Source organism: Streptomyces sp. HNM0645, from assembly GCF_030056615.1.
Classification (GTDB): Bacteria; Actinomycetota; Actinomycetes; order Streptomycetales; family Streptomycetaceae; genus Streptomyces; species Streptomyces marianii.
In genome coordinates this window covers 1-22,762 of sequence record NZ_JASHLT010000021.1, presented here as the reverse complement: position 1 = coordinate 22,762, position 22,762 = coordinate 1, and the positions used below count along the sequence as shown (strand labels likewise).

General features: G+C 72.7%; 20 protein-coding genes. 13 read left to right on the top strand and 7 right to left on the bottom strand.

Annotated features, from left to right (window positions below):
• Positions 1-312: 312 nt before the first annotated feature.
• Positions 313-1,122 carry a hypothetical protein gene (locus QMZ92_RS17225; RefSeq protein WP_283298270.1) on the top strand — a complete coding sequence of 270 codons (810 nt, stop codon included), beginning with the start codon at positions 313-315 and terminating at the stop codon, positions 1,120-1,122.
• Positions 1,123-1,373: 251 nt separating this feature from the next.
• On the opposite strand, the gene disA is transcribed toward QMZ92_RS17225, so the two are convergent.
• Together disA and radA are read right to left on the bottom strand one after the other, a co-directional pair.
• On the bottom strand, positions 1,374-2,507 hold the full coding sequence (gene disA / locus QMZ92_RS17220) for a DNA integrity scanning diadenylate cyclase DisA (protein ID WP_017949697.1): 1,134 nt from the start codon (positions 2,505-2,507) through the stop codon (positions 1,374-1,376).
• Between the two features lie 44 nt (positions 2,508-2,551).
• The gene (gene radA / locus QMZ92_RS17215; protein WP_283298269.1) at positions 2,552-3,961 is read right to left on the bottom strand and encodes a DNA repair protein RadA; all 1,410 of its coding nucleotides are present in this window, start codon (positions 3,959-3,961) and stop codon (positions 2,552-2,554) included.
• A 258-nt stretch (positions 3,962-4,219) separates the two neighbouring features.
• Between radA and QMZ92_RS17210 the strand changes: the two genes are divergently transcribed.
• The gene (locus QMZ92_RS17210; RefSeq protein ID WP_283298349.1) at positions 4,220-5,914 is read left to right on the top strand and encodes a BACON domain-containing protein; all 1,695 of its coding nucleotides are present in this window, start codon (positions 4,220-4,222) and stop codon (positions 5,912-5,914) included.
• Between the two features lie 219 nt (positions 5,915-6,133).
• Here QMZ92_RS17210 and QMZ92_RS17205 read toward each other — a convergent pair whose 3' ends face one another.
• The gene (locus QMZ92_RS17205; RefSeq protein WP_283298268.1) at positions 6,134-6,964 is read right to left on the bottom strand and encodes a DUF3109 family protein; all 831 of its coding nucleotides are present in this window, start codon (positions 6,962-6,964) and stop codon (positions 6,134-6,136) included.
• A gap of 40 nt (positions 6,965-7,004) precedes the next feature.
• Here QMZ92_RS17205 and QMZ92_RS17200 point away from each other — a divergent pair, with 40 nt between their 5' ends.
• The 4 genes from QMZ92_RS17200 to ilvD all read left to right on the top strand — a co-directional run bounded on the left by QMZ92_RS17200 (position 7,005) and on the right by ilvD (position 11,643).
• Entirely contained in the window at positions 7,005-7,937 is a 933-nt protein-coding gene (locus QMZ92_RS17200) for a Ppx/GppA family phosphatase (RefSeq protein WP_283298267.1), read from the top strand.
• Between the two features lie 23 nt (positions 7,938-7,960).
• Entirely contained in the window at positions 7,961-8,818 is an 858-nt protein-coding gene (locus tag QMZ92_RS17195; RefSeq protein ID WP_283298266.1) for a sugar phosphate isomerase/epimerase family protein, read from the top strand.
• The gene (locus QMZ92_RS17190; protein WP_283298265.1) at positions 8,815-9,426 is read left to right on the top strand and encodes a TetR/AcrR family transcriptional regulator; all 612 of its coding nucleotides are present in this window, start codon (positions 8,815-8,817) and stop codon (positions 9,424-9,426) included. The genes QMZ92_RS17195 and QMZ92_RS17190 overlap by 4 nt, the downstream gene beginning before the upstream one ends.
• Positions 9,427-9,792: 366 nt before the next feature.
• Complete coding sequence (ilvD, locus tag QMZ92_RS17185; RefSeq protein WP_283298264.1) at positions 9,793-11,643, top strand: dihydroxy-acid dehydratase; 1,851 nt, start codon at positions 9,793-9,795, stop codon at positions 11,641-11,643.
• Positions 11,644-11,709: 66 nt separating this feature from the next.
• On the opposite strand, the gene QMZ92_RS17180 is transcribed toward ilvD, so the two are convergent.
• Positions 11,710-13,866 carry a protein kinase domain-containing protein gene (locus QMZ92_RS17180; RefSeq protein WP_283298263.1) on the bottom strand — a complete coding sequence of 719 codons (2,157 nt, stop codon included), beginning with the start codon at positions 13,864-13,866 and terminating at the stop codon, positions 11,710-11,712.
• Between the two features lie 126 nt (positions 13,867-13,992).
• Here QMZ92_RS17180 and QMZ92_RS17175 point away from each other — a divergent pair, with 126 nt between their 5' ends.
• The 6 genes from QMZ92_RS17175 to proC all read left to right on the top strand — a co-directional run bounded on the left by QMZ92_RS17175 (position 13,993) and on the right by proC (position 19,250).
• Complete coding sequence (locus tag QMZ92_RS17175) at positions 13,993-14,307, top strand: peptidase (RefSeq protein ID WP_283298262.1); 315 nt, start codon at positions 13,993-13,995, stop codon at positions 14,305-14,307.
• 549 nt (positions 14,308-14,856) lie between these two features.
• Positions 14,857-15,423, top strand: coding sequence for a hypothetical protein (locus QMZ92_RS17170; protein WP_502962077.1), 567 nt, complete (start codon positions 14,857-14,859; stop codon positions 15,421-15,423).
• Between the two features lie 24 nt (positions 15,424-15,447).
• Complete coding sequence (locus tag QMZ92_RS36035) at positions 15,448-15,798, top strand: class I SAM-dependent methyltransferase (protein WP_349307732.1); 351 nt, start codon at positions 15,448-15,450, stop codon at positions 15,796-15,798.
• Between the two features lie 934 nt (positions 15,799-16,732).
• The gene (locus QMZ92_RS17160) at positions 16,733-17,515 is read left to right on the top strand and encodes an ABC transporter ATP-binding protein (protein WP_283298261.1); all 783 of its coding nucleotides are present in this window, start codon (positions 16,733-16,735) and stop codon (positions 17,513-17,515) included.
• The gene (locus tag QMZ92_RS17155; protein WP_283298260.1) at positions 17,512-18,303 is read left to right on the top strand and encodes an ABC transporter permease; all 792 of its coding nucleotides are present in this window, start codon (positions 17,512-17,514) and stop codon (positions 18,301-18,303) included. Before QMZ92_RS17160 ends, QMZ92_RS17155 begins: the two co-directional genes overlap by 4 nt.
• A gap of 137 nt (positions 18,304-18,440) precedes the next feature.
• Positions 18,441-19,250 (top strand): pyrroline-5-carboxylate reductase, encoded by an 810-nt coding sequence (gene proC, locus QMZ92_RS17150; protein ID WP_283298259.1) that lies wholly within the window; start codon positions 18,441-18,443, stop codon positions 19,248-19,250.
• A gap of 175 nt (positions 19,251-19,425) precedes the next feature.
• On the opposite strand, the gene QMZ92_RS17145 is transcribed toward proC, so the two are convergent.
• A complete protein-coding gene (locus QMZ92_RS17145; protein ID WP_283298258.1) occupies positions 19,426-20,013 on the bottom strand; it encodes a cysteine hydrolase family protein in 588 nt (195 codons plus the stop codon).
• A 76-nt stretch (positions 20,014-20,089) separates the two neighbouring features.
• Between QMZ92_RS17145 and QMZ92_RS17140 the strand changes: the two genes are divergently transcribed.
• Positions 20,090-21,091 carry a GlxA family transcriptional regulator gene (locus QMZ92_RS17140; RefSeq protein WP_283298257.1) on the top strand — a complete coding sequence of 334 codons (1,002 nt, stop codon included), beginning with the start codon at positions 20,090-20,092 and terminating at the stop codon, positions 21,089-21,091.
• Here the strand turns inward: QMZ92_RS17140 and trpS are convergent.
• Positions 21,058-22,056, bottom strand: a complete 999-nt coding sequence (trpS, locus tag QMZ92_RS17135) for a tryptophan--tRNA ligase (RefSeq protein WP_283298256.1) — start codon at positions 22,054-22,056, stop codon at positions 21,058-21,060. The genes QMZ92_RS17140 and trpS overlap by 34 nt on opposite strands.
• A gap of 451 nt (positions 22,057-22,507) precedes the next feature.
• A partial coding sequence (locus QMZ92_RS17130) for a hypothetical protein (RefSeq protein WP_283298255.1) occupies positions 22,508-22,762 on the bottom strand: 255 nt, incomplete at its 5' end.

The window sequence follows — 22,762 nt, the reverse complement described above, 5'->3', positions numbered from 1 at the left end:
GCGGTCGTCGAGGGCGCCGCTCGGAACGGCCAGACGTCCGTCGGCCGGCACGGCCGGTGGCGCGCACCGCCCTCGCGACGGCGCGGTACGGACGCTCCTCGTCCACCGGCGAGTCGGGGGACTCACCGCACACACGGCCCGTCGCGGTGGCGAGCAGGGGCCGGCGCTCGGGCCCGCGGTTCCCCTCGGCGCCCTGCCGGGCACTTCAAGGCGGCCGGAATCAGGGGCGCATGATGATGATCGGCACATTCGGGAACCATGAGCGGCGGGTGGGGCCGGAGTTGCCCGCCGATCTCTCGTACAGTTCGGTACGTGGGATCTCTGCGCAATCCGGTCGGGCCCCTTCCCTCCTCCATCTACTGGCGGCGGAGGGCGGTCGCGCTGCTGCTGTTCGCGCTGTTCGCGCTGCTGATCGCCTGGGCCGTCAGCTCCGGTGACCCCGGCGGTCGAACGGGCGGCGACGGCAAGCCGGGCGGCGCCGAGCCCGCGCCCTCCATCACGCCGGGCCCCAGCGGCTCGGGCCCCGCGATCAGCGAACAGCCGGGCGGCCGCGACGAGTCGGGGGGCACCGGCGAAGGCAGCGGCACCGGCGGCGACGCGGGCACGGGTACGGACACCGGCGGTGACGGCAAGAACGGCGACCCGGCGGCCGGCGGCGCGGCGAAAGACGGCGGAACCGGCCTGGCCGAGCAGGTCCCGGCGGGCTCCTCCCTCCCCGACTGCGCCCCGGGCGCGGTCGGATTGACGGTGCGCAGCGTCAAGCCCGCCTACGCACCGGGAGAGCGCCCCCGGTTCGAACTCTCCGTGCACAACGGCTCGTCCGTGACCTGCAAGGCCGATCTCGGGCCCAAGAAGGCGGTGTTGACCGTGTCCGCCATCAACGACGGCGAGAACGACAAGGTGTGGTCCTCGAAGGACTGCCCGACTGCGGGCGGTTCCCTCCTCCTGAAGGTCCCTGCGGGCCGGACCGTGACCCACACCGTGGACTGGGACCGGCGCAGAAGCGCCCCGCAGTGCGCGACTCCGCCGTCCACTCCCGCGGCCCCCGGCTCGTACCTGCTGGAAGCCGCGTTCCCGGGCGCGTCGGTGGCTCCGGCGTCGTTCCGGCTGGAGAAGGACTAGGGAGTGTCTCGACAGTAGCGTCGTCCGCCCGCCGGGCGGAGGCCCCGCCCAGACGGGACTTTCGAAACACGCCCCGGCAGGGCTGGGTCCGGCTCCGGTCGGAGAGGGGTCGGCGCGATCCCGGCCGGGCAAGGGCGGGTGCCGTCTCCGGCGGGGCGAGGGCCGGTCAGGCGATCGGGACGGCGCCGCTTGCGGCCGCTGTCCGTAGCGCGCCGCCTGCCGGGTTGTGGCCGCACGCCTGCCCGCGGCCGTCAGACGTAGCGCTCCAGGATGGACGACTCGGCGAGGCGCGACAGCCCCTCGCGGACGCTGCGGGCGCGGGCCTCTCCGACGCCGTCGACCGTCTGGAGGTCGTCGACACTTGCGGCCAGGAGCTTCTGCAGGCCGCCGAAGTGTTCGACGAGTCGCTCGATGATCGCGCCGGGCAGCCTCGGCACCTTGGCCAGCAGTCGGTAACCGCGCGGGGAGACCGCGGAGTCGAGCGTCTCGGGCGAGCCGCTGTACCCCAGGGCGCGGGCCACGATGGGCAGTTCCAGCAGCTCGGCGTGCGTCAGGTCGTTGAGCTCGGCGAGCGCCTCGTCGACCGTGCGGGAGCGTTTGGCGGTCGGCTCCGGGACGTAGTCGCGGATGACGAGCCCGCGTTCCGGCTCCACGCCGGCGATCAACTCGTCGAGCTGGAGCGCGAGGAGCCGGCCGTCGGTGCCGAGCTCCACCACGTACTGCTCGATCTCGGTGGCGATACGCCGCACCATCTCCAACCGCTGCGCGACCGCCGTGACGTCCCGCACCGTCACCAGGTCCTCGATCTCCAGGGCCGAGAGCGTGCCGGCGACCTCGTCCAGCCGGAGCTTGTAGCGCTCGAGCGTGGCCAGTGCCTGGTTCGCCCGGGACAGGATCGCCGCCGACTCCTCCAGGACCCGCCGCTCGCCGTCCACGTAGAGCGCGATGAGGCGCATCGACTGGGACACGGAGACGACGGGGAAGCCGCACTGCTTGGAGACGCGGTCCGCCGTCCGGTGCCGGGTGCCGGTCTCCTCGGTCGGGATCGACGCGTCGGGGACGAGCTGCACACCGGCCCGGTGGATCTTGGTGATGTCCTTGTCGAGGATCAGCGCGCCGTCGAGCTTGCACAGTTCGCGCAGTCGTGTGGCCGTGAACTCCACGTCCAGCACGAACCCGCCCGTGCACATGGATTCGACCGATTTGTCCATACCCAGGACGATGAGGCCGCCCGTGCTGCCCCGAAGAATGCGCTCGAGACCGTCACGCAGGGCGGTGCCCGGGGCGACCGCGCTGAGCGAGGCGCGCATCAGCGCGTCCGTGCCGGATCCCCCGGGGCCTCCGCCGGACTTTCCGGGTGCTGAGCCCCGGTCGTTGGCTGCCACTGCACTCCTCCGGCTCGTACGGGCGGGCGAGACCAGGGCAAAGTCTACCGGCGTGCGTCGTCCGTCCGTGGGGCCTCTGCCCTACGCCCGCGCGGGAGCACTCTCAGCGCGTCCCCCATGTCGGCGACTTCCGTGACCTTCATACCAGGCGGGACCCTGCCCGGATCGGACGGGACCAGCGCGTGCGTGAAGCCCAGACGGTGCGCCTCGGCCAGTCGGCGCTGGACGCCCGTGACGCGTCTCACCTCGCCCGCGAGCCCCACCTCGCCGATCGCCACCAGGTTCTTCGGCAGCGGGGTGTCACTCGCGGCGGAGGCCAGCGCCAGGGCGACCGCGAGGTCCGCCGCGGGCTCGGAGAGCTTCACACCGCCGACCGTCGCGCTGTAGATATCCCTTTTGCCCAGGGCGCTGATCCTGCCCCGCTGCTCGAGCACGGCCAGCATCATCGACACCCGGGAGGTCTCCAGCCCGGAGGTGGTGCGCCGGGGCGAGGGGATCTGCGAGTCGACGGTCAGCGCCTGCACCTCGGCGACCAGCGGGCGGCGGCCTTCCAGCGTCACCGTGAGGCACGTGCCCGGTACGGGCTCGTCGCGCCGGGTGAGGAACAGCCCGCTGGGGTCGGCGAGTCCGGTGATGCCCTCGTCGTGCAGCTCGAAGCAGCCGACCTCGTCCGTGGCTCCGTAGCGGTTCTTGATGCCCCGTACGAGGCGCAGTCGCGCGTGCCGGTCGCCCTCGAAGTGGAGCACGACGTCGACGAGATGCTCCAGCAGCCGGGGACCGGCGATCGCGCCGTCCTTGGTGACGTGGCCCACCAGCAGCGTGGACATGCCGCGCTCCTTGGAGGCGCGGATCAGCGCTCCCGCGACCTCCCGGACCTGTGCCATCCCGCCTGGCGCGCCGTCGATCTCGGGGGAGGCCACCGTCTGGACGGAGTCCAGGACCAGCAGGGAGGGCTTGACCGCGTCGAGATGCCCGAGGACGGCGGACAGGTCGGTCTCGGCCGCGAGGTACAGGTGGTCGTGCAGCGCGCCGATCCGGTCGGCGCGCAGCCGGACCTGGCTCGCGGACTCCTCGCCCGTGACGTAGAGAGTGCGGTGGTCGCCGCCGGCCGCCTTCGCCGCGACGTCGAGCAGAAGCGTGGACTTCCCTACGCCCGGCTCACCCGCGAGGAGCACGACGGCGCCCGGCACCAGCCCCCCGCCGAGCACCCGGTCCAACTCGTCGACGCCGGTCCTGCGGGCCGCCGCCTGGCGACCGTCCACCTGGCCGATGGGCAGGGCGGCGTTGGTGACCCGGCCGGCGGCGGTCGTGCGGACCGCGGGAGCGCCTTGCTCCTCCACCGTGCCCCACGCCTGGCATTCGGGGCAGCGGCCGAGCCACTTGGCGGTCGTCCATCCGCATTCGGTGCAGCGGTAGGACGGCCGGTCCTTGGAGGTCTTCGTACGGGCAGCCATGCGGGAAACCGTAGCGGCGCGCACCGACAGCGCGCCCACGGGTGCCCGGACGGGGAGCCTCCGCCCGGGACGGCCGGCGCGGGAGGGGCGGTCGCACATGCGGTGCGCATAGGCCAGGTTGATAACCACAATCACCCGCACCGTGGCAAATGCCGCTGTTCTCTTTCGAGGGATCGCTTCACCCGTATGGATTAAATGTGCTCAAGTCGCGCGAAGGGTGTGCCAATGGCTGCCTACGGTCGCCAGGTGACGAGCAGCATGCTGGAGCCCCCCGCGCAAACCACCGGCGCACACCGCGCACGCCGCCGTGCGCGGCCGACGCTCGGGCAGACCCCGTCCGCGCGCTACGAGCCCCATCTGGACGGGCTGTTCACCTACTGCCTGTCCGTGCTCTGCGACCACGGCGCCGCGACGGCGGTGCTCGGGGAGGTCCTGGCCGTCGCCGAACGGCACCACGGGCGCGGCCCAGCCGACGAGGAGCGGCGGAAGGCCTGGCTGTACGCGCTGGCCCGCTGGGCCTGCCTGCGTGCACTGGGCGAGCAGCGCCGCCGGAGGCACCAGCGCCCGGGGGCGCACGCCGCTCGACAGGGCGCGCACGCGGCGCGGACCGGCGCGCCCGCCCGAGGGGCCGCCGCCCCGGAGGACCAGGACGAGCCCCTGGTGCCCCCCGAGACCGAGGAACGGCACCGGGCGGAGCTCGCCCGGCTGGCCTGGCCCGAGGCCGCGGGCACCACTCCCGAGCAACGGGAGGCACTGGAACTCGCCGTGCGGCACCGGCTCGGTTCCCGTGACGTCGCCGCCGTGCTCGGGATGGAGCCGGCCAGCGCACGCGAACTGCTCTCGTCCGCCGCCTGCGAGGTGGAGCGCACCCGTGCCGCGCTCGCCGTCGTCGAGACCGGCAACTGCCCCTCCGTCGCCCGGCTCACCGAGGACCGCAGGGTGCTGCTCTCCACCGCGCTGCGGCGTGAGCTCGTCCGTCACGTCGACGACTGTCCGCGCTGTCGCCGCGTGGCCGAGCGGGCGGGTGCCGCGGGACCGTGGCCGGGGTCGACGGTCACGCCTGCCGCACTCCCCCTGGTCGCCGCGCCCCGTGCCGAGGCGCACGCGGCGTTGCCGCACCTCCCGCGCGCCCGCGCCGCAGCGCCCCGTTTCGGCCGCGACGGCTTCCCCCTGGACCCCAAGGACCATGCCGCCCGACGCAGCCGGCTGCGGGCCCGCGCCGTCACCACCACCGTGGTCGCGACCGTCGTCGCCGCGCCCGTGCTCGCCCTCTGGGCCGCCTACCGGGGCGCCCCGCTGACCGGCGAGGCACGCGAGGACTCCTCGGTCTCCGTGAGCGAGGCCGACGCGGCGCAGCCTGTCGGCGGCGTCCCGTACGACCGGTACGAGAACGCCGGCAACGCGCGTCGGGACGCCGCGGACTCCCTGGTCGGCGGCGGGCTGACGAGCCCCGGGGCCGGTGGAGTCACCGTCGAGGTGATCAGCCCCAGCCTCCCTCCCGGCTCCGCCGGGTCGGCCGGACGGGGCTCCGGCCGGCTCTCCGTCGAGGCGCGACCGCACGGCGGGTCCACGATGCTCACCCTCACCGCCTCCGGCGGTGCCCCGGTTTCCTGGTCCCTGTGGACGGACGCGCCGTGGCTCTACGCCGACCGCACCTCCGGCACACTGGCTCCAGGGCGGTCGGTCGTCGTCCGCGTCCATGTCGACCACGCTGCCGAACCGGCGGGTCCGTGGAGCGCCCGTGTCGGTGTCGACCCCGCTGGAACGGTCCTGCAGATCCGAGGGGAGGGGGCGCCGCAGACCCCGTCGTCGTCCGAGCCTCCGTCGTCGTCGGAACCTCCGTCGTCGTCCGAGCCTCCGTCGTCGTCGGAACCTCCGTCGTCGTCCGAGCCTCCGTCGGCGACCGATCCCTCCCCGCCGCCGCTGAGCGAGGCCCCGGCCACGCCAGGCTGACGAAGCGTTTTGCCCAGTGCCCGAGTGCCCTGGTGCGAGAAGCCGTGGGCCAGGCGGGACTGCTCGGCGCCGGGCAGTCCCGCCTCAGCAGGGAGCCGCGCGGTCGCGCGTCGTCCGCCCGGCACTGTCGAAGGCTGCGGCCCGCACGCCCGCCGGGTCTGCGATCTCGCGGCGTCAGCGGGCGGGCCGCCGGTCGGGCGTGCTCTTGCCGGGATCCCTCTACGCGGGATCCGCCGGGTGCGGAGCCATCAGCGGCAGCTGCGAGGCCAGCCGCGCCTCGCACAGCTCCACGAGCACGTCGTAGGCCGCCTTGCCCATCAGCTCCGTCAGTTCGGGCCGGTAGGTCACATAGACCGGATCCCCCGCGCCGTGCGCCGAGGTCGCCGACGTGCACCACCAGTGCAGGTCGTGGCCCCCGGGGCCCCAGCCCCTGCGGTCGTACTCGCCGATCGAGACCTGGAGGACCCGCGTGTCGTCCGGCCGGTCGATCCATTCGTACGTGCGGCGGATCGGCAGCTGCCAGCACACGTCGGGCTTGGTCTCCAGCGGCTCCCGGCCCTCCTTGATCGCCAGGATGTGCAGCGAGCAGCCCACGCCGCCAGCGAAGCCCGGCCGGTTCTGGAAGATGCAGGAGCCCTTCCAGCGCCGTGTCTGCCGGTCACCGTCCTCGTTGACCTCGGCCCAGCCCGACGCGCGGCCGGTGTCGTGGAACTCCCAGACCTCGGGGGTGAGACGTGCCACATGCTCGGCGACCCGCTTCTCGTCGTCCTCGTCGGAGAAGTGCGCACCGAGCGTGCAGCAGCCGTCGTCCGCGCGGCCCGCCTGGATGCCTTGGCAGCCACTGCCGAAAATGCAGTTCCAGCGCGAGGTCAGCCACGTCAGGTCGCAGCGGAAGAGCTGTTCGTCGTCCGCCGGGTCCGGGAACTCGACCCAGGCCCGCGGAAAGTCCAGGCCCTTCTCGTCCGGTTCGGCCTGCGAAGGGCCGTGAGAGGTGACAGTGGGCTTCTTCGGCTGGGCTTTGTCCTGCTTCGCCTTTTTCGTCTTTGGCACGAGTCCAGCGTATGCGCGTCGCCGCAGTAGCGTTCCGTACATGAGACTCGGAGTCCTCGACGTCGGTTCGAACACAGTGCACCTTCTGGTGGTGGACGCCCACCCCGGCGCCCGGCCGCTGCCCGCCCACTCCCACAAGGCGGAACTGCGCCTGGCGGAGCTGCTCGATGGAGACGGAGCCATCGGCCCGGAAGGCGTCGACCGGCTGATCGGCACGCTCAACGACGCCCTGCAGGCAGCCGAGGACAAGGGCTGCGAGGACGTGTTGCCGTTCGCGACGTCCGCCGTACGGGAGGCCGCCAACGCCGACGACGTCCTGTCCCGGGTGAAGGCGGTGACCGGCATCGACCTCCAGGTCCTCACCGGCGACGAGGAGGCCCGGCTGACGTTCCTGGCCGCCCGGCGCTGGTTCGGCTGGTCGTCCGGGAAGCTGCTGGTCCTCGACATCGGCGGTGGCTCGCTGGAAATCGCCTGCGGCATCGACGAGGACCCCGACATCGCCGTCAGCCTGCCGCTCGGCGCCGGACGGCTGACCGCCGGGATGCTGCCCGGCGATCCGCCGGACCCGGAGGACGTCCGCGGACTGCGCCGCCATGTGCGGGCGCAGATCGCCCGTACGGTCGGTGAGTTCAGCCGTTTCGGCCGACCGGACCACGTGGTCGCCACGTCCAAGACCTTCAAGCAGCTCGCCCGGATCGCGGGCGCCGCCCGCTCCACCGAGGGCCTGTACACCCAGCGTGAACTGAGTCGAAAGTCACTGGAGGAGTGGGTTCCGAAGCTCGCCGTGATGACGGCCGCGCAGCGCGCCACCCTGCCGGGCGTCTCCGAGGGCCGGGCCGGCCAGCTGCTGGCAGGAGCGCTGGTCGCGGAGGGTGCGATGGACCTCTTCGGCGTCGACGAACTGGAGATCTGCCCCTGGGCGCTCCGCGAGGGGGTGATCCTGCGGAGGCTGGATCACCTCCCCACCCTCTGATGCGGGCCCGTAATCTGTCCCTCGTGGCAGAACCAGTGGTGCGCATCCCGGATGCGAAGGTCGCCCTGTCGACGGCCTCCGTCTATCCGGAGTCGACGGCGACGGCCTTCGAGATCGCCGCGCGCCTCGGCTACGACGGCGTCGAGGTCATGGTCTGGACCGACCCCGTGAGCCAGGACATCGAGGCGCTGCGCCGGCTCTCCGACTACCACGAGATGCCGATACTGGCCGTCCACGCGCCGTGTCTGCTCATCACCCAGCGCGTCTGGTCCACCGATCCCTGGGTGAAGCTCCAGCGCGCCCAGGCGGCCGCCGAGAAGCTGGGCGCGTCGACCGTCGTCGTGCACCCGCCGTTCCGCTGGCAGCGGCAGTACGCCCGGGACTTCGTCTCCGGAATCTGGCGGATGGCGAACGAGACGGACGTGCGCTTCGCCGTCGAGAACATGTACCCCTGGCGTTACCGGGACCGCGAGATGCTCGCGTACGCGCCCGACTGGGACGTCACCAAAGAGGACTACAGGCACTTCACGATCGACCTTTCCCACACGGCGACGTCCCGCACGGACACCCTCGCCATGGTCGACCGCATGGGAGACCGGCTCGGCCACGTCCACCTCGCGGACGGGAAGGGCTCGGCGAAGGACGAGCACCTGGTGCCGGGCCGTGGTGACCAGCCGTGCGCGGAACTGCTGGAGCACCTGGCCGGCAGCGGCTTCGACGGCCACGTCGTGATCGAGGTGAACACCCGGCGGGCGATGTCGGCCGCCGAACGCGAGGCCGACCTCGCGGAGGCGCTGGCCTTCACCCGGCTGCACCTGGCCTCGGCGAGCGCGGCGCAGCAGGGCGGCCGCCCCGGCACGGCGGACTCGGGCCGATCATGACCGGCGGGGTGCCCAGACGGCGCGGCCGGCCCGCGCGCACCGAGGCGGAGACCGGCCCCGGCGCCCGGGAACGGATCCTCGAAGCGGCCCGCGAGGAGTTCGCCGAGCGCGGTTACGACAAGACCTCCGTACGGGGGATCGCGAAGGCAGCGGGGGTGGACCCCGCTCTCGTCCACCACTACTTCGGCACCAAGGACGAGGTCTTCGCGGCCGCCATCGAGGTGTCCTTCGAGCCGGCGCTGGTCGTGCCGGCGATCCTCGGCGAGGGCAAGGACGGCGTCGGCGAGCGGCTGGCCCGCTACTTCGTCGGGGTGTGGGAGAACCCGGTGAGCCGGGCGCCGCTGCTCGCGATCCTCCGCTCCGCGCTGACGCACGAGGCCGCCGCGAAGGTGCTGCGCGGCTTCGTCCTTCGGCGGCTGCTGGAGCGGATCGCGGCCGACCTGGACGTGCCGGACCCGAAGTTCCGGGCCGAGCTGGCCGCCTCGCACATGATCGGCATCGCCATCCTTCGCTATGTGGTCCAGGTGGAGCCGCTGGCCACGGTGGACCCGGAGGAGATCATCGCGATGGTCGCGCCGACGTTGCAGAGGTACCTCACCGAGGCGTGAGTCCGGGGCCGGGGACGACGGTCCGTGCCGGGTCCGGTCCGGCCCGGTTCGGATTGCGCGCCGGCTCCGGGGACGGCGCCCCGCGGCCCGAGGCCGGTTCCGGGAGGGCGGACCGGGCAGCCCTCCCGGTGGCCCGGGGGCCGCGCCGCCGGACCGGGCAGCTCTCCCGCCCGTGCCCGGTGCGCCGCCGGACCGGGCGGAGGCGCGCGGTGCACGGGGGCGCATACCGTTCGTACCGGCGCCCGGGACGCTGACCGCGCTGACCGAAAGGCGGACCCGTGTCCCGCATTCCGGACGGGATGTCCAGATCTTGGAGCATCGGCGTAGGCTCAAGAAAGCCAGAACTGCCTGAAGGAGCGAGCGACGATGCCCGAGCTGAGGTCCCGCACAGTCACCCACGGCCGCAACATGGCAGGCGCCCGCGCCCTTATGCGGGCCTCGGGCGTAGCGAGCGCGGACATCGGCAAGCCGGTCATCGCGGTCGCCAACTCCTTCACGGAGTTCGTCCCCGGGCACACCCACCTCGCCCCGGTCGGCCGGATCGTCTCGGACGCCGTCCTGGCGGCGGGCGCGGTGCCGCGCGAGTTCAACACCATCGCCGTCGACGACGGCATCGCGATGGGCCACGGCGGCATGCTCTACTCGCTGCCGTCGCGCGACCTGATCGCGGATTCCGTGGAGTACATGGTCGAGGCCCACTGCGCCGACGCCCTGATCTGCATCTCCAACTGCGACAAGATCACCCCGGGCATGCTGATGGCCGCCATGCGCCTCAACATCCCGGCGGTCTTCGTCTCCGGCGGCCCGATGGAGGCCGGCCAGGCCACCCTCGTCGACGGCACGGTCCGCAAGCTCGACCTGATCAACGCCATCGTCGACTCGGTCAACGAGAACGTCTCGGACGAGGACGTGCTGCGCATCGAGGAGAACGCCTGCCCTACCTGCGGCTCCTGTTCGGGCATGTTCACCGCCAACTCGATGAACTGCCTGACCGAGGCCATCGGCCTCTCCCTGCCGGGCAACGGCTCGGTCCTCGCCACCCACACCGCCCGCCGCGCGCTGTACGAGAACGCGGGCCGCACGGTCGTCGAGATCACCAAGCGCTACTACGAGGAGGGCGACGAATCGGTCCTCCCGCGCAACATCGCCACCCGTGAGGCCTTCGAGAACGCCATGGCCCTCGACATCGCCATGGGCGGCTCGACCAACACGATCCTCCACCTGCTCGCCGCCGCCCAGGAGGCCGAGCTCGACTACGACCTCACGGACATCGACGCGGTCTCGCGCCGGGTGCCGTGCCTGGCCAAGGTCGCACCGAACGTCGCGCCGGGCGGCACGTACTACATGGAGGACGTCCACCGGGCCGGTGGCATCCCCGCCATCCTCGGCGAGCTGTACCGGGGCGGGCTGCTGAACGAGGACGTCCACACCGTCCACTCGGCGTCCCTGGCCGAATGGCTCAAGACCTGGGACGTCCGCGGCGGCTCCCCGTCCGCCGAGGCCGTCGAACTGTGGCACGCGGCCCCCGGCTGCGTCCGCTCCGCCACCGCCTTCTCGCAGTCCGAGCGCTGGGAGTCGCTGGACGTCGACGCCGAGGGTGGCTGCGTCCGCTCCGTCGAGAACGCCTACTCCAAGGACGGCGGCCTCGCAGTCCTCAAGGGCAACATCGCCGAGGACGGCTGCGTCGTGAAGACGGCGGGCGTCGACGAGTCGATCTGGACCTTCGAGGGCCCGGCCGTCGTCTGCGAGTCGCAGGAGGAGGCCGTCGACAAGATCCTCTCCAAGGTGGTCAAGGAGGGCGACGTCGTCGTCATCCGCTACGAGGGCCCGCGCGGCGGCCCCGGCATGCAGGAGATGCTCTACCCGACCTCCTTCCTGAAGGGCCGCGGCCTGGGCAAGGCCTGCGCGCTGATCACCGACGGCCGCTTCTCCGGTGGCACCTCTGGGCTGTCCATCGGCCACGCCTCCCCGGAAGCCGCGTCCGGCGGCGCGATCGCCCTCGTCGAGGACGGCGACCGCATCCGCATCGACATCCCGAACCGCTCCGTCGAGCTCCTCGTCGACGACGCCACGCTCGCCGCCCGCCGCGAGGCCCTCGGCGGCGTCTACGCGCCGAGGAACCGCGAGCGCAAGGTCTCCGCGGCGCTGCGGGCGTACGCGGCGATGGCGACGAGCGCGGACAAGGGCGCGGTGCGGGACGTCGACAGGCTCGGCTGACGCACCGCTCCACAGCGCGGGCCCCGTCGGCGCACCGGTCGGCGGGGCTCCGCCGTACCCGGCCGCCTACCAGCGCGCCGGATCCTCGGCGTCCACGGCGAACACGCTCCCGTCGGGAGCGGTCGCGAAGACCTTGCCGGGGGCGGTGACGGGAGCCGGCAGGGCGGACACGTGGGTGAAACGTCCCGTGCCCATCCGTGGATCCGTCTGACCGAGCTGCACACCGCGTTCGGCGTCGACCGCCAGCAGCCGCCCGTCGGCACCGCTCAGATAGACCCGGCGCCCGTCGGCGACCGGCCGCGAGGACCGGGCCACGTACGTCTCCAGCCGCCATCGCTGGCGGCCTTCGTCCGCGGTGTCCACGGCGAGCAGCGAGCCTCCCGTACCCGCCAGGTAGACCGTGTCGCCGGCCACCGCGGCCTGGGCCTGGTCGACGTCGACCGGCAGTGGGACGCGGCGGACCTCGCGGGTGGCGGTGTCGAGGCGTACGACCGCCGTGGTGAAGTCGTCGGCATCGGCCGCCAGGAGGAAGAGCGCGTCCTCCGAGACCGACGGCACCGGCGACAGCGAGCCGCTCAGGCGCTCCTCCCAGCGCACACCGCCGTCACGGGCGCCGACGGCCCGGACGACGGTGGCGGCGCCGTCGGCCCCCGGGGTGACGGCGAAGACGGTTCCCGAACCGGGCGGGCCCGGCGCCCACTGGGTGCCCGGCGCGCCCCGGCCGCTCCGCCACAGCTCCTCGCCGGTCGCGCCGTCGAGTGCCCGCAGGATCCCGTCCGCTCCCGCGAGGAGGACGCATCCCTCGGCGTGGCCGACCGTGGCGGAACCGATGGACCTCGTCCAGCGCGTGGCGCCCGACTCCGGGTCGAGCGCTTCGAGACGCCTTCCGCCGGCCGTGGTGACATGCAGCAGTCCGCCGGAGAGCACGGGGGCCCCGGCCTGGTAGCCCGAATCCCCTTGCGGCCCCGCTCCGGCCGCGGAGACGACGGCCTTCCGCGTCCACAGGGGCTTGCCGTCGGCCGTGGCGAGACGGGTCGCCATGACGCCCGGCGCCGCGCAGTACAGGTATCCGCCGTGGGCGGAACACGCGGGGGTCCGCAGGGCGTCGGAGCCTTTCGACAGGGAGGTCCGCCAGGCGGTGAAGGCAGGCTCGCCGCGGTGGGCGACCGGGGCGCCGGCCGGGCGGGCGCCGTCGTCAGCGGCCAGGCGGATTCCCGCGTACGCGCCCGCGAGCAGTCCGGCGACGAGGCCGCCGACGGCGGCGTACCGGACGAGGCGTCGGCGCGGCCGAATGGCCGGTCCAGCCCCTTCCTCCTCCGCGGCGGAGGGGGATCCGCCGACGGGCCGTCCGTCCGCGGACGTCCGCTGCAGCGGTATGAAGGCCGTCGCCACTTCCCCCACCGGGGTGCGGAGTTCGGCCATCACCTCGTCGGGCGCGGGCCGTTCGGCGGGGTCCTTGGCCAGACAGCGGGCCAGGAGCGGTGCGAGTTCGTCCGGCACCCCGGTCAGGTCCGGCTCGTTGTGCACCACCTGATAGGCGACGATGTACGGGCTGCCGGAGTCGAACGGCCCCCGTCCCGTCGCCGCGTGGACGAGGACGGCGCCCAGCGCGAACAGGTCGGCGGCGGGCCCGACGTCCCGTGGCCGCTGGAACTGCTCCGGTGCCATGAACGGGGGAGTGCCGATCAGTTTCCCCGTCTCCGTGCGCAGATCACTGTCCGAGGGGCGGGAGATCCCGAAGTCGATGACTTTCGGGCCGTCGGAGGCGAGGAGCACGTTGCTGGGTTTGAGATCGCGGTGAACGACACCCGCGCGATGGATGTCGCGCAGCGCCTCCGCGAGCCCGGCGCCCACCCTGCGTAGTTCGTCGAGGCTCAACGGCCCGTTCCACTTGACGCGTTCGGCGAGGGTCTGCCCCTCGATGAACAGTGTCGCCATCCAGGGGCGCCCGGCCTCCGGGTCGGCGTCCACGACGGGTGCGGTGAACGCACCGCTCACCCGGCGGGCCGCGGCCACTTCCTGGCGGAAACGAGCCCTGAACTCCGGATCCGTGGCGTGTTCCGCATGGACGACCTTGATGGCGAGGCGCAGCCCGGACGCCGAGGTGGCCAGATGCACCACACCCATGCCGCCCGAGCCCAGACGCCGTTCGAGGCGGTACTGCCCGGCGTACTCAGGATGTTCCGCTTCCGGGACGGGCCCGGTGCTGCGCAGCGGCGGCATCGCCCACCCCCGTGTTCTGTCCGCAAGCGCGACTCACGGAGCCTAGTCGATGGCACGTACGAGTCGGCGGCGGCTTGCTAGCCTGCGGGGCGCAAGCATGTCTTTCGAAACGCGGGGGAGGCCTTCATGGCCGTCGAAGGAAGCGAAAGCGTGGAAGAGGCGGAGTCCCGGGCCCTCGCCGCGCCGCGCGCCACGAGACGCTACGCGGTGGCCCCCGGCTACCGCCTGAACGTCCGCAGCGGACCGGGAACCCACTACCAGATCGTCAGGGTGCTGCAGTACGGCGCGCGCGTGCCGATCAACTGCCAGAAGCCGGGCGAGACCGTCACCGGGCCTTACGGCACGTCGAACCTGTGGGACAACATCGCCAACGGCCAGTTCGTCTCCGACGCCTACGTGAACACGGGCAGCGACGGGTACGTGGCCGTGCGCTGTGCCTGACCGGCGGCTGCGTCCGGCCGGACACCCGGCCCGGCGTGGACACTCCGGCGACTCGGCTCGTCACGGACGGAGCCCGGGTCCGGGTACCCGGTGGTCCCGGCGGCCGCGCCCCTGCCGGTGACCGGGTCCGCCACGGCTCGGCCGGCCGCGTCCGCCGCCGGCCCGGAGACCGCGTTCGCCCCGCTCGCGGAGCGCTGCCCGGCCCGCCGCCCGAGGCCCGGACGTCCGGCTCGACACCGGCAGTGGGACTGCCGATGCGCGAGCCGGGGGTCTCGGCCGTCCAGGTGACGTCGTTCGCGCCCACCATGGCAGTCGGCACCCTCGTCCCCGCGGCCGAGGACTCCGCGGCGGTCCGGGCCGGCTCTGCGGCCGCCGTGCCTCCTCCGCCCAGCGCGAGGACGCGGGGCGGCTCCGTCCGGGCGGGGTGCCGGCCGTCGCCGAAACTGCCGCGGGCGGTGGTCGGGCCGCTCGGGGACCCGTTCCCCCCGGCCGGCGCCCGGGTCCCGGCCGCGCGCCGGGGGCCGTGGGCGGCCGGGGATAATCGGGTGCGTGAGCGAGAACCGTGGAGACAGTCCCCACCGCAGCCGTACCCCCGGCTCCGCGGCCGGCCCCGGCGGTGAGTCCGGCGCCGGGAGCGGCGGCCGTGCCGGGCCGCAGCCCGAGGAGATCAGGTTCTTCGGCACCACCTGGGTCCACCACGACGGCGGCTACGTTCTGCGCCGCGTCGCCGTCGCGGCCGGCTCGCTCGCCGCGGCGGTCGCCGGGTGCCTCGTCCTGCGGTTCGCCTACCAGGGCCTGGAGACCGCCCGGGTCGGCGGCTTCGTCAACCTGCTCGTGATCGTGACGTTCGCGGTGTGCAGCGCCATCGCCTTCCGCAAGACCTGGGAGGGCTTCTCGCGCCGTCCGGCCGACCCCGCGCGCGACGAGTCCCTGCGCAGCCTGCGGATGATCGGCTTCATCGGAGCGCTGCTCGCCTACTTCTTCCGCTCGCTCGCCGAAGCGCCGGGGGAGGAACTGCGGCGCGGTGAGTACGAGACGGCCCTCGCGCAGTACGAGAAGCGCCGCGGCACGCGCACCGGTAACCCGGCGGCCCGGAAGAAGCCCAAGCGCAAGTGACCGGGCCGCGCCACGATGAGGCGCATGACGCACGCGGCCGGCGGGCCGGGTCCTGACGCCCTCGGCCACCGCTTTCCGTTCGAGTCCGTCGCCGACCGGTACGAGGCGGCTCGCCCCGGCTGTCCGCCCGCCCTCCTCGACGTGATCGAGGAACCGACCGGCAGACCTCTTCCGCACCCCCGCATCGTCGACGTCGGCGCGGGTACCGGCATCGCCACCCGTCAGTTGCGCGACCGCGGCGCCCGCGTCGTCGCCGTCGAACCCGGCCCCGCCATGGCCGCGGTGTGCGGTCGCATGCTCCCCGGCGTCCCGCTGGTGCGGGCGGTGGGGGACGCCCTCCCGCTCGCCGGTGGCAGCGCGGACCTCGTCACATAGCCCGGTCCCGGCACTGGACCGATCCCGCCCGTGCGGTGTCCGAGGCCCTGCGTGTCCTCACCCGCCCGCACGGCGCCCGGGCGCTCTGGTGGAACGTCCCGGACCCGGAGGCGACCTTGGACCCGGGAGAAGGGGGCCCGGCCGGCCCGCCGCCTCCCCGGCCACCACGCACCGAGGCCGCCGGCATCATCCGCGGACCGTGTTCCGGACTCGCGCCCGTGTTCCGCCGGCTGCACCGGGCACGCCGCATCCCGCTCGACACCCACCTCGCGCATCTCGGCAGCGGCTCGTCCTTCGCTGCACTCGGGCCCGGGGCGGCCCCGCCCGTCCTGGCCGACGAGCGCGCCCTGCTGCTGGAGCTCTTCCCCGACGGTGTGGTGGAGGAGGCGTTCGCCGTGGACCTGACCGTCACGACGCCTCCTTCTGACCGACTCCACCCAGGGGGTGTGCCGGGCGGAGGACGCCGGGGGAAGGCGCCGGAGCGACCGTCGGCCACCACGGGAGGCGACGGACCGTGGCACAGCCGGCCCCGACCGCGCAGCAGCGCACACGGCGCGGCACGTGCAAGGGGGCGGGTGCACTGCGCAGAGCCGGTGCGCCCGGGCTCCCGACGGGCTCGCACACCGCCGCAGCCGTCATCCCCCGGCTCCGCGGACGGGAGCCTCGGCCGCCGGACTTCCGCTTCCTGATCCAGTGCGTGAGCCTCGGCCGCCGGGAGGGGGCATCCAGTTCGTCCGGCCGGACGGCAGTCCGCGCGACCGCTTTCTGACGGGGCGTCCGGCCGCCCGGGTCGAGGAGCAGGTCGTCCGCGCCACCGTCGCTCTCCTGCGGTCCGCGGCGCGTCGTCCCGGGGTCATACCGCCGGCGCCGGGCCTGTCATGGCTCCCCGCCTCGCATCTTGACGCCCACCCGCTCCGGATGGATTATTCACCGCATGATGAATAGTTTCCCGGAGGGCACTCCGGCACCGGCCGTCCGCGCGCGCGCCCTGAACGTCGTCCGCGGCTCCCGAACCGTCCTGCGCGACCTCGACTTCGAGGTGCCACGAGGGCAGATCACCGGACTCCTCGGTCCCTCCGGCTGCGGCAAGTCCACTCTCATGCGGGCCGTCGTCGGCAGCCAGGCCAGGGTCACCGGCACCCTCGACGTCCTCGGCCGGCCCGCCGGCCACGCCGCGCTGCGCTCCCGCATCGGCTACGTCACCCAGGCCCCCTCCGTCTACGACGACCTGACCATCCGTCAGAACCTGGACTACTTCGCCGCGGTCCTCGACCCCGGCCGCGCCGCGGCCGAACGGCGCCGGCGCCATGTCTCCCAGGCCCTCACGGACGTCGACCTCGCCGCGCACGCCGGCTCACTCGCGGGCAGGCTCTCCGGCGGTCAGCGCAGCCGGGTCTCCCTCGCCGTCGCCCTCCTCGGCGCTCCCGAACTGCTCGTCCTCGACGAACCCACCGTCGGCCTCGATCCGGTCCTGCGCCGCGACCTCTGGGACCTCTTCCACCGCGTCGCGGACGAACGCGGCACCACGATCCTCGTCTCCTCGCACGTCATGGACGAGGCCGAGCGCTGCCACCGGCTCCTCCTGCTGCGCGAGGGCGAACTCCTCGCCGACGACACCCCCGCCGCCCTCCGCCGCCGAAACGACACCGCCACCGTCGAAGACGCCTTCCTCCACCTCGTCGACACGGCCGACGCCCTCCAGGAGACCGCTCGATGAACGCCCACCCCTCGCCCGCGACCGCCGCCGAGTCCGCGCCGCGCCCCGTGCTCTCCCCGTCCCGCACCCTCGCAACCGCCGCCCGGGTCCTGCGGCAGCTGCGGCACGATCCTCGCTCGATCGTCCTGATGCTGCTGGTGCCGTGCCTGATGCTCTTCCTGCTGCGCTACGTCTTCGACGGAAGCCCGCAGACCTTCGACGCCATCGGCGCCTCGCTGCTCGGCATATTCCCGCTGATCACGATGTTCCTGATCACGTCCATCGCGACGCTGCGCGAGCGCACCTCCGGCACCCTCGAACGCCTGCTCGCCATGCCCCTCGGGAAGGCCGACCTCATCGCCGGCTACGCCCTGGCGTTCGGCCTCCTGGCCGTCGTCCAGTCCGCCCTCGCGACCGGGCTCTCGGTCTGGTTCCTCGGGCTGGACGTCGTCGGCTCCACCTGGCTGCTGCTCCTGGTCGCGCTGCTGGACGCCCTGCTCGGCACGGCCCTCGGCCTGTTCGTCTCCGCCTTCGCCGCATCCGAGTTCCAGGCGGTCCAGTTCATGCCGGCCGTGATCTTCCCCCAGCTCCTCCTCTGCGGCCTCTTCACCGCCCGCGGCAACATGCAGCCCGTCCTCGAGGGCATCTCGAACGTGCTGCCCATGTCGTACGCCGTCGACGGCATGAACGAGGTGCTCCGCCACACCGACGTCACCGCCGACTTCCTCCGCGACGTCCTGGTCGTCTCCGTCTGCGCCCTCCTCGTCCTCTCCCTGGGCGCGGCCACCCTCCGCCGCCGCACCGCGTGACCGCCCCTCGGACACCGCCGACACCACGGGGAGCCCGGTGCAAGGATGTCCATGTCCGTGGAAGAAGCCGGAAGCGACCGGCCACGGACACGGACGACCACCACGTGAACACGCACCACCCCGGCGAGGTGACCCGCATGACCCAGACAGTCGCAGTCCTCGGTACCGGCAAGATCGGCGAGGCCCTGCTCAGCGGCATGATCCGGGCCGGCTGGCCCGCCTCGGCCCTGCTGGTCACCACCCGCCGGGCCGAACGCGCCGAGGAACTCCGCACCCGCTACGGCGTCGAAGCCGTCACCAACGCGGACGCCGCCGAACGGGCCGACACCCTCATCCTGGCCGTCAAGCCGCAGGACATGAACAGGCTTCTCGACGAGCTCGCCCCCCATGTCTCGGCCGACCGCCTCGTGATCAGCGCCGCCGCCGGCATCACCACCGCCACCATCGAGAACCGGCTCGCCCCCAACACCCCCGTCGTCCGTGTCATGCCCAACACTCCCGTCCTCGTCGACCAGGGCATGTCCGTTATCTCGGGCGGCAGCCACGCCACCGCCGAGCACCTGGCCCACACCGAGGAGATCTTCGGCGGAGTCGGCAAGACCCTTCGGGTTCCCGAGTCCCAGCAGGACGCCGCCACCGCCCTCTCCGGCTCCGGCCCCGCCTACTTCTACTTCCTCGTCGAGGCCATGACCGACGCCGGCATCCTCCTCGGCCTGCCCCGGGCCCAGGCCCACGACCTGATCGTCCAGGCCGCGATCGGCGCCGCGGTGATGCTGCGCGACTCCGGCGAGCACCCGGTCAAGCTCCGCGAGGCCGTCACCTCTCCCGCGGGCACCACCATCAACGCCATCCGCGAGCTCGAGAACCACGGCGTGCGCGCCGCCCTCATCGCCGCGCTGGAAGCGGCCCGCGACCGCAGCCGCGAGCTCGCTTCCGGCAACGGCTGAGACCGGGGCGCCCCGCCTGCCTCCCGACCGACAGGCTTCCGGGACCGCGACGGCGGTCGCGGTACCCGCCTTCCGGCCGTCGGGCGTGCGAGGTCCGGGCCGACGGCCGGATCGCCGTCCCCGCGGCCCGGACTCCACCGGCGGGCGCATGATGCGCCCGAACCCGAGCCGGTGCTCACTTGCCGGCGGCTGCCACCAGCTCCTCCGTCGCGACCACCGTCGCGAACCCGCCCCCGTGCAGCGACACGGCGGTGGCCCGCGCCAGCTCATCGGCCCCCATGCTCCAGCCGAACGGGCCCACGAGGTCGAAGGTGTACGTCGCATCGAGCGCGAACAGCACCTCGTACCCCAGGTTCCCGCCCATCCGCGCCGTGGTCTCCGCGCACATGTTGGTCTGGATCCCGGCCACCACGAACTGACGCACCCCCTCGGAACCGAACCACGCCCCCAGGTCGGGGGTCCCGTAGAACGCCGAGTTCACGGTCTTCGTCACCAGCAACTCCGGTCCCCCGCCCTTCCCCCTCCTCTGCTCCACGTAGTCCTTGAACTCGTTGCCGGCGTGGCCCCGCCGCAGCGGCGACCCCGGCTTCGACGAGTCATGCCGTACGAACACGACCGGACGGCCGCTCGCCTGCCACGCATCGATCAGTGCGGCGATGTTCTCGTCCGCCCCCGGGTTGTTCCGCCGCCCCCAGAAGTCCTCCTCCTCGAATCCCTTCTGCACATCGACGACCACCAGCGCTGCGTTCTCCGCGATCTCCATGCCCGCCATGCTGCCCCGGCGCCGTACCGCGCCACAGATGCACAAAAGTCGGCGATCGATGGTTTACTGCCAGCCCATGGTGGCTTCGACGACAGCAACCCCCCAGCGCATCGCCCTCCTCGCCTTCCCGGGGGTAAGGGCCTTCGACGTCTCCGTCATCAACGAGGTCTGGGGCGTCGACCGCACCGACCGCGGCGTACCCCCCTTCGAACTCCGCCGCACCGCAGCCGACCACGCACCCGTACCCATGCGCGGCGGTCTGAGCCTGACCCCCGATCGCACCCTCGCCTGGCTCCGCCGCGCCGACCTCGTCGTCGTGCCCGGCCTCGACGACCACCTCACCCCCGCCCCCTCGCCGGTCCTCGACGCCCTCCGCCACGCCCACGACCGGGGCACTCCGATCGCCGCACTCTGCGGAGGCGCCTTCACCCTCGCCCAGGCGGGCCTCCTCGACGGCCGTCGCGCGATCACCCACTGGAACCTCACGCACCTCCTCCGCGAGCACCATCCCCGGGTCACCGTCGTCCCCGACGCGCTCTTCCTCCACGACGGCAACATCTGGACCTCCGCCGGCACCGCGGCCGGTATCGATCTGTGCCTCCATCTCGTCCGCATCACCCACGGCGCCGAAGCCGCCGCCGCCATCGCCCGCTCGATGGTCACCGCGCCCTTCCGCACGGGAACCCAGGCCCAGTTCATCGAGCACCCCACACCGCGGGCCGATCGAGACGCCGACGCTCTCGCCGCCGTCCGCGACTACGCCCTCGCCCACCTCGCCGAGCCGCACACCGTCGCGTCACTCGCCGCCCGCGCAGGCATGTCGCCCCGCTCCTTCGCCCGTCACTTCCAGGCCACTACCGGAACCACCCCTCTCCACTGGCTGATCACCCAGCGGGTGGCAGCCGCTCAGAAGCTCCTCGAGCTCACCGATCACCCCATCCCCGAAGTCGCCCGCCGCACGGGATTCGGCAGCGAGGTGACCATGCGCCAGCACTTCGCCGGCCACCTCGCCACCAGCCCGCGCGACTACCGGACAGCCTTCCGTCAGCAGGCCGGAAGCAGCCCGATCGCCCGATAGGCGCGATCCACCAGAGGACGGGCCAGCCCCCGGGCCCTCGCGGCCCCCGCCCTCAGCACCTCGTCCACATACGCCGGATCGGCCGCCAGCTCCGCGTGCCGCTCCCGGAGCGGCCTCAGCAGTTCCACCACCGCCTCGGCCGTGTCCTTCTTGAGCGCGCCGTACGACTCGTACGCAGTGGCCAGACGCTCCGGGTTCCCGTCCTCACAGGCCGCGAGGATCTCCAGCAGATTCGATGCCCCGGGCCGGCTCCCACGGTCGTGGACGACGTCCTGACCGCTGTCGGTCACGGCGCGCATGATCTTGCGGCGGACCACGTCCGGACCGTCGAGCAGATAGACGATGCCCGCTCCGCCGTCCGTGGACTTCCCCATCTTCGACGTCGGGTCCTGCAGGTCCATCACGCGAGCGGCCACCTGCGGATGGGTGGCCTTCGGAACCGTGAAGACGTGCCCGTACCGCTGGTTGAACCGCATCGCCAGATCGCGCGTCAGCTCCACGTGCTGCGCCTGGTCGTCACCGACCGGCACCTCGTCCGTCGCGTAAGCCAGGATGTCCGCCGCCATCAGCACCGGATACGTGAGCAGGGAGAGCCGTACGCCCTCCCCCACGGCCCGCGCGCGGGCGCCCTTCTCCTTGTACTGGATCATCCGCCGCATCTCGCCGTCGGTGGCGGTGCACTCGAGCAGGTAGGAGAGCCGGGCGTGCTCGTCCACATGACTCTGCACGAACACCGTGCAGAGCTCCGGGTCCAGTCCCGCCGCCAGAAGCAGAGTCGCCGCCTGCCGACTGAGTCTGCGAACCCGCGCCGGATCGTGCTCGACGGTGAGGGCATGCAGGTCCACGATGCCGAACAGCGCGTCTGACCGGTGCTGGTCCGTCTCTGCCCACCGGCGTACGGCTCCGAGGTAGTTGCCCAGCGTCAGGTGTCCCGTCGGCTTGACCCCGCTGAAGGTCCGCGTCATGTGTCCGTCTCCCTCTCGTGTCGGAGCCGCCGCGACCGGTGGCCGGCTCCTCGGAGAGAGGAACAAGAACGGCCGCCGAGGCGGCGGCCGTGGATGCGCGCGTGTCCGTCGGCCGCCGTCAGGCGGCCCACCACTGAAGGGTGCACGCGTGCGTAGTCATGCCCAGAGAGTACGTCGCAGGCGCGAGGTTGACACGCAAATCGCCGATCCGTATGGTTCTTCGAGTTGTCCGACGTGAGCACCGACCTTGGTCGGCCCCGGACAGCCACTCCGCAAGAACCACTCCAAGCGAGCGACATGCTGTCGCCTCGCTTTCCGTGCGCTTTTGCGAAATGAGGAATCCGCGTTCGAATGGACGCGCCCCGATTAGCGTCGGAGAAGGTGGTTCCGCTAAAGTCTCACTCGTCGGAACGGCCCGGTGGCCGGAAAGACAACCCACTCCGACTGGGAATCAGGTCCGAAAGGATCTGATAGAGTCGGAACCGCCGGAAAGGGAAAACGCGAAAGCGGAAGAACGGCCCGGCAACCCGCTCCAGCGGGTGGCGGAGACGGAAATCGGATCTGCTAGGCTGGAAACACCGAAGGGAAGCGCCCGGAGGAAAGCCCCAGAGAATGTTCTGCGGGTGAGTACGAAGGAAGCGTCCGTTCCTTGAGAACTCAACAGCGTGCCAAAAGTCAACGCCAGATATGTTGATACCCCGTCCAT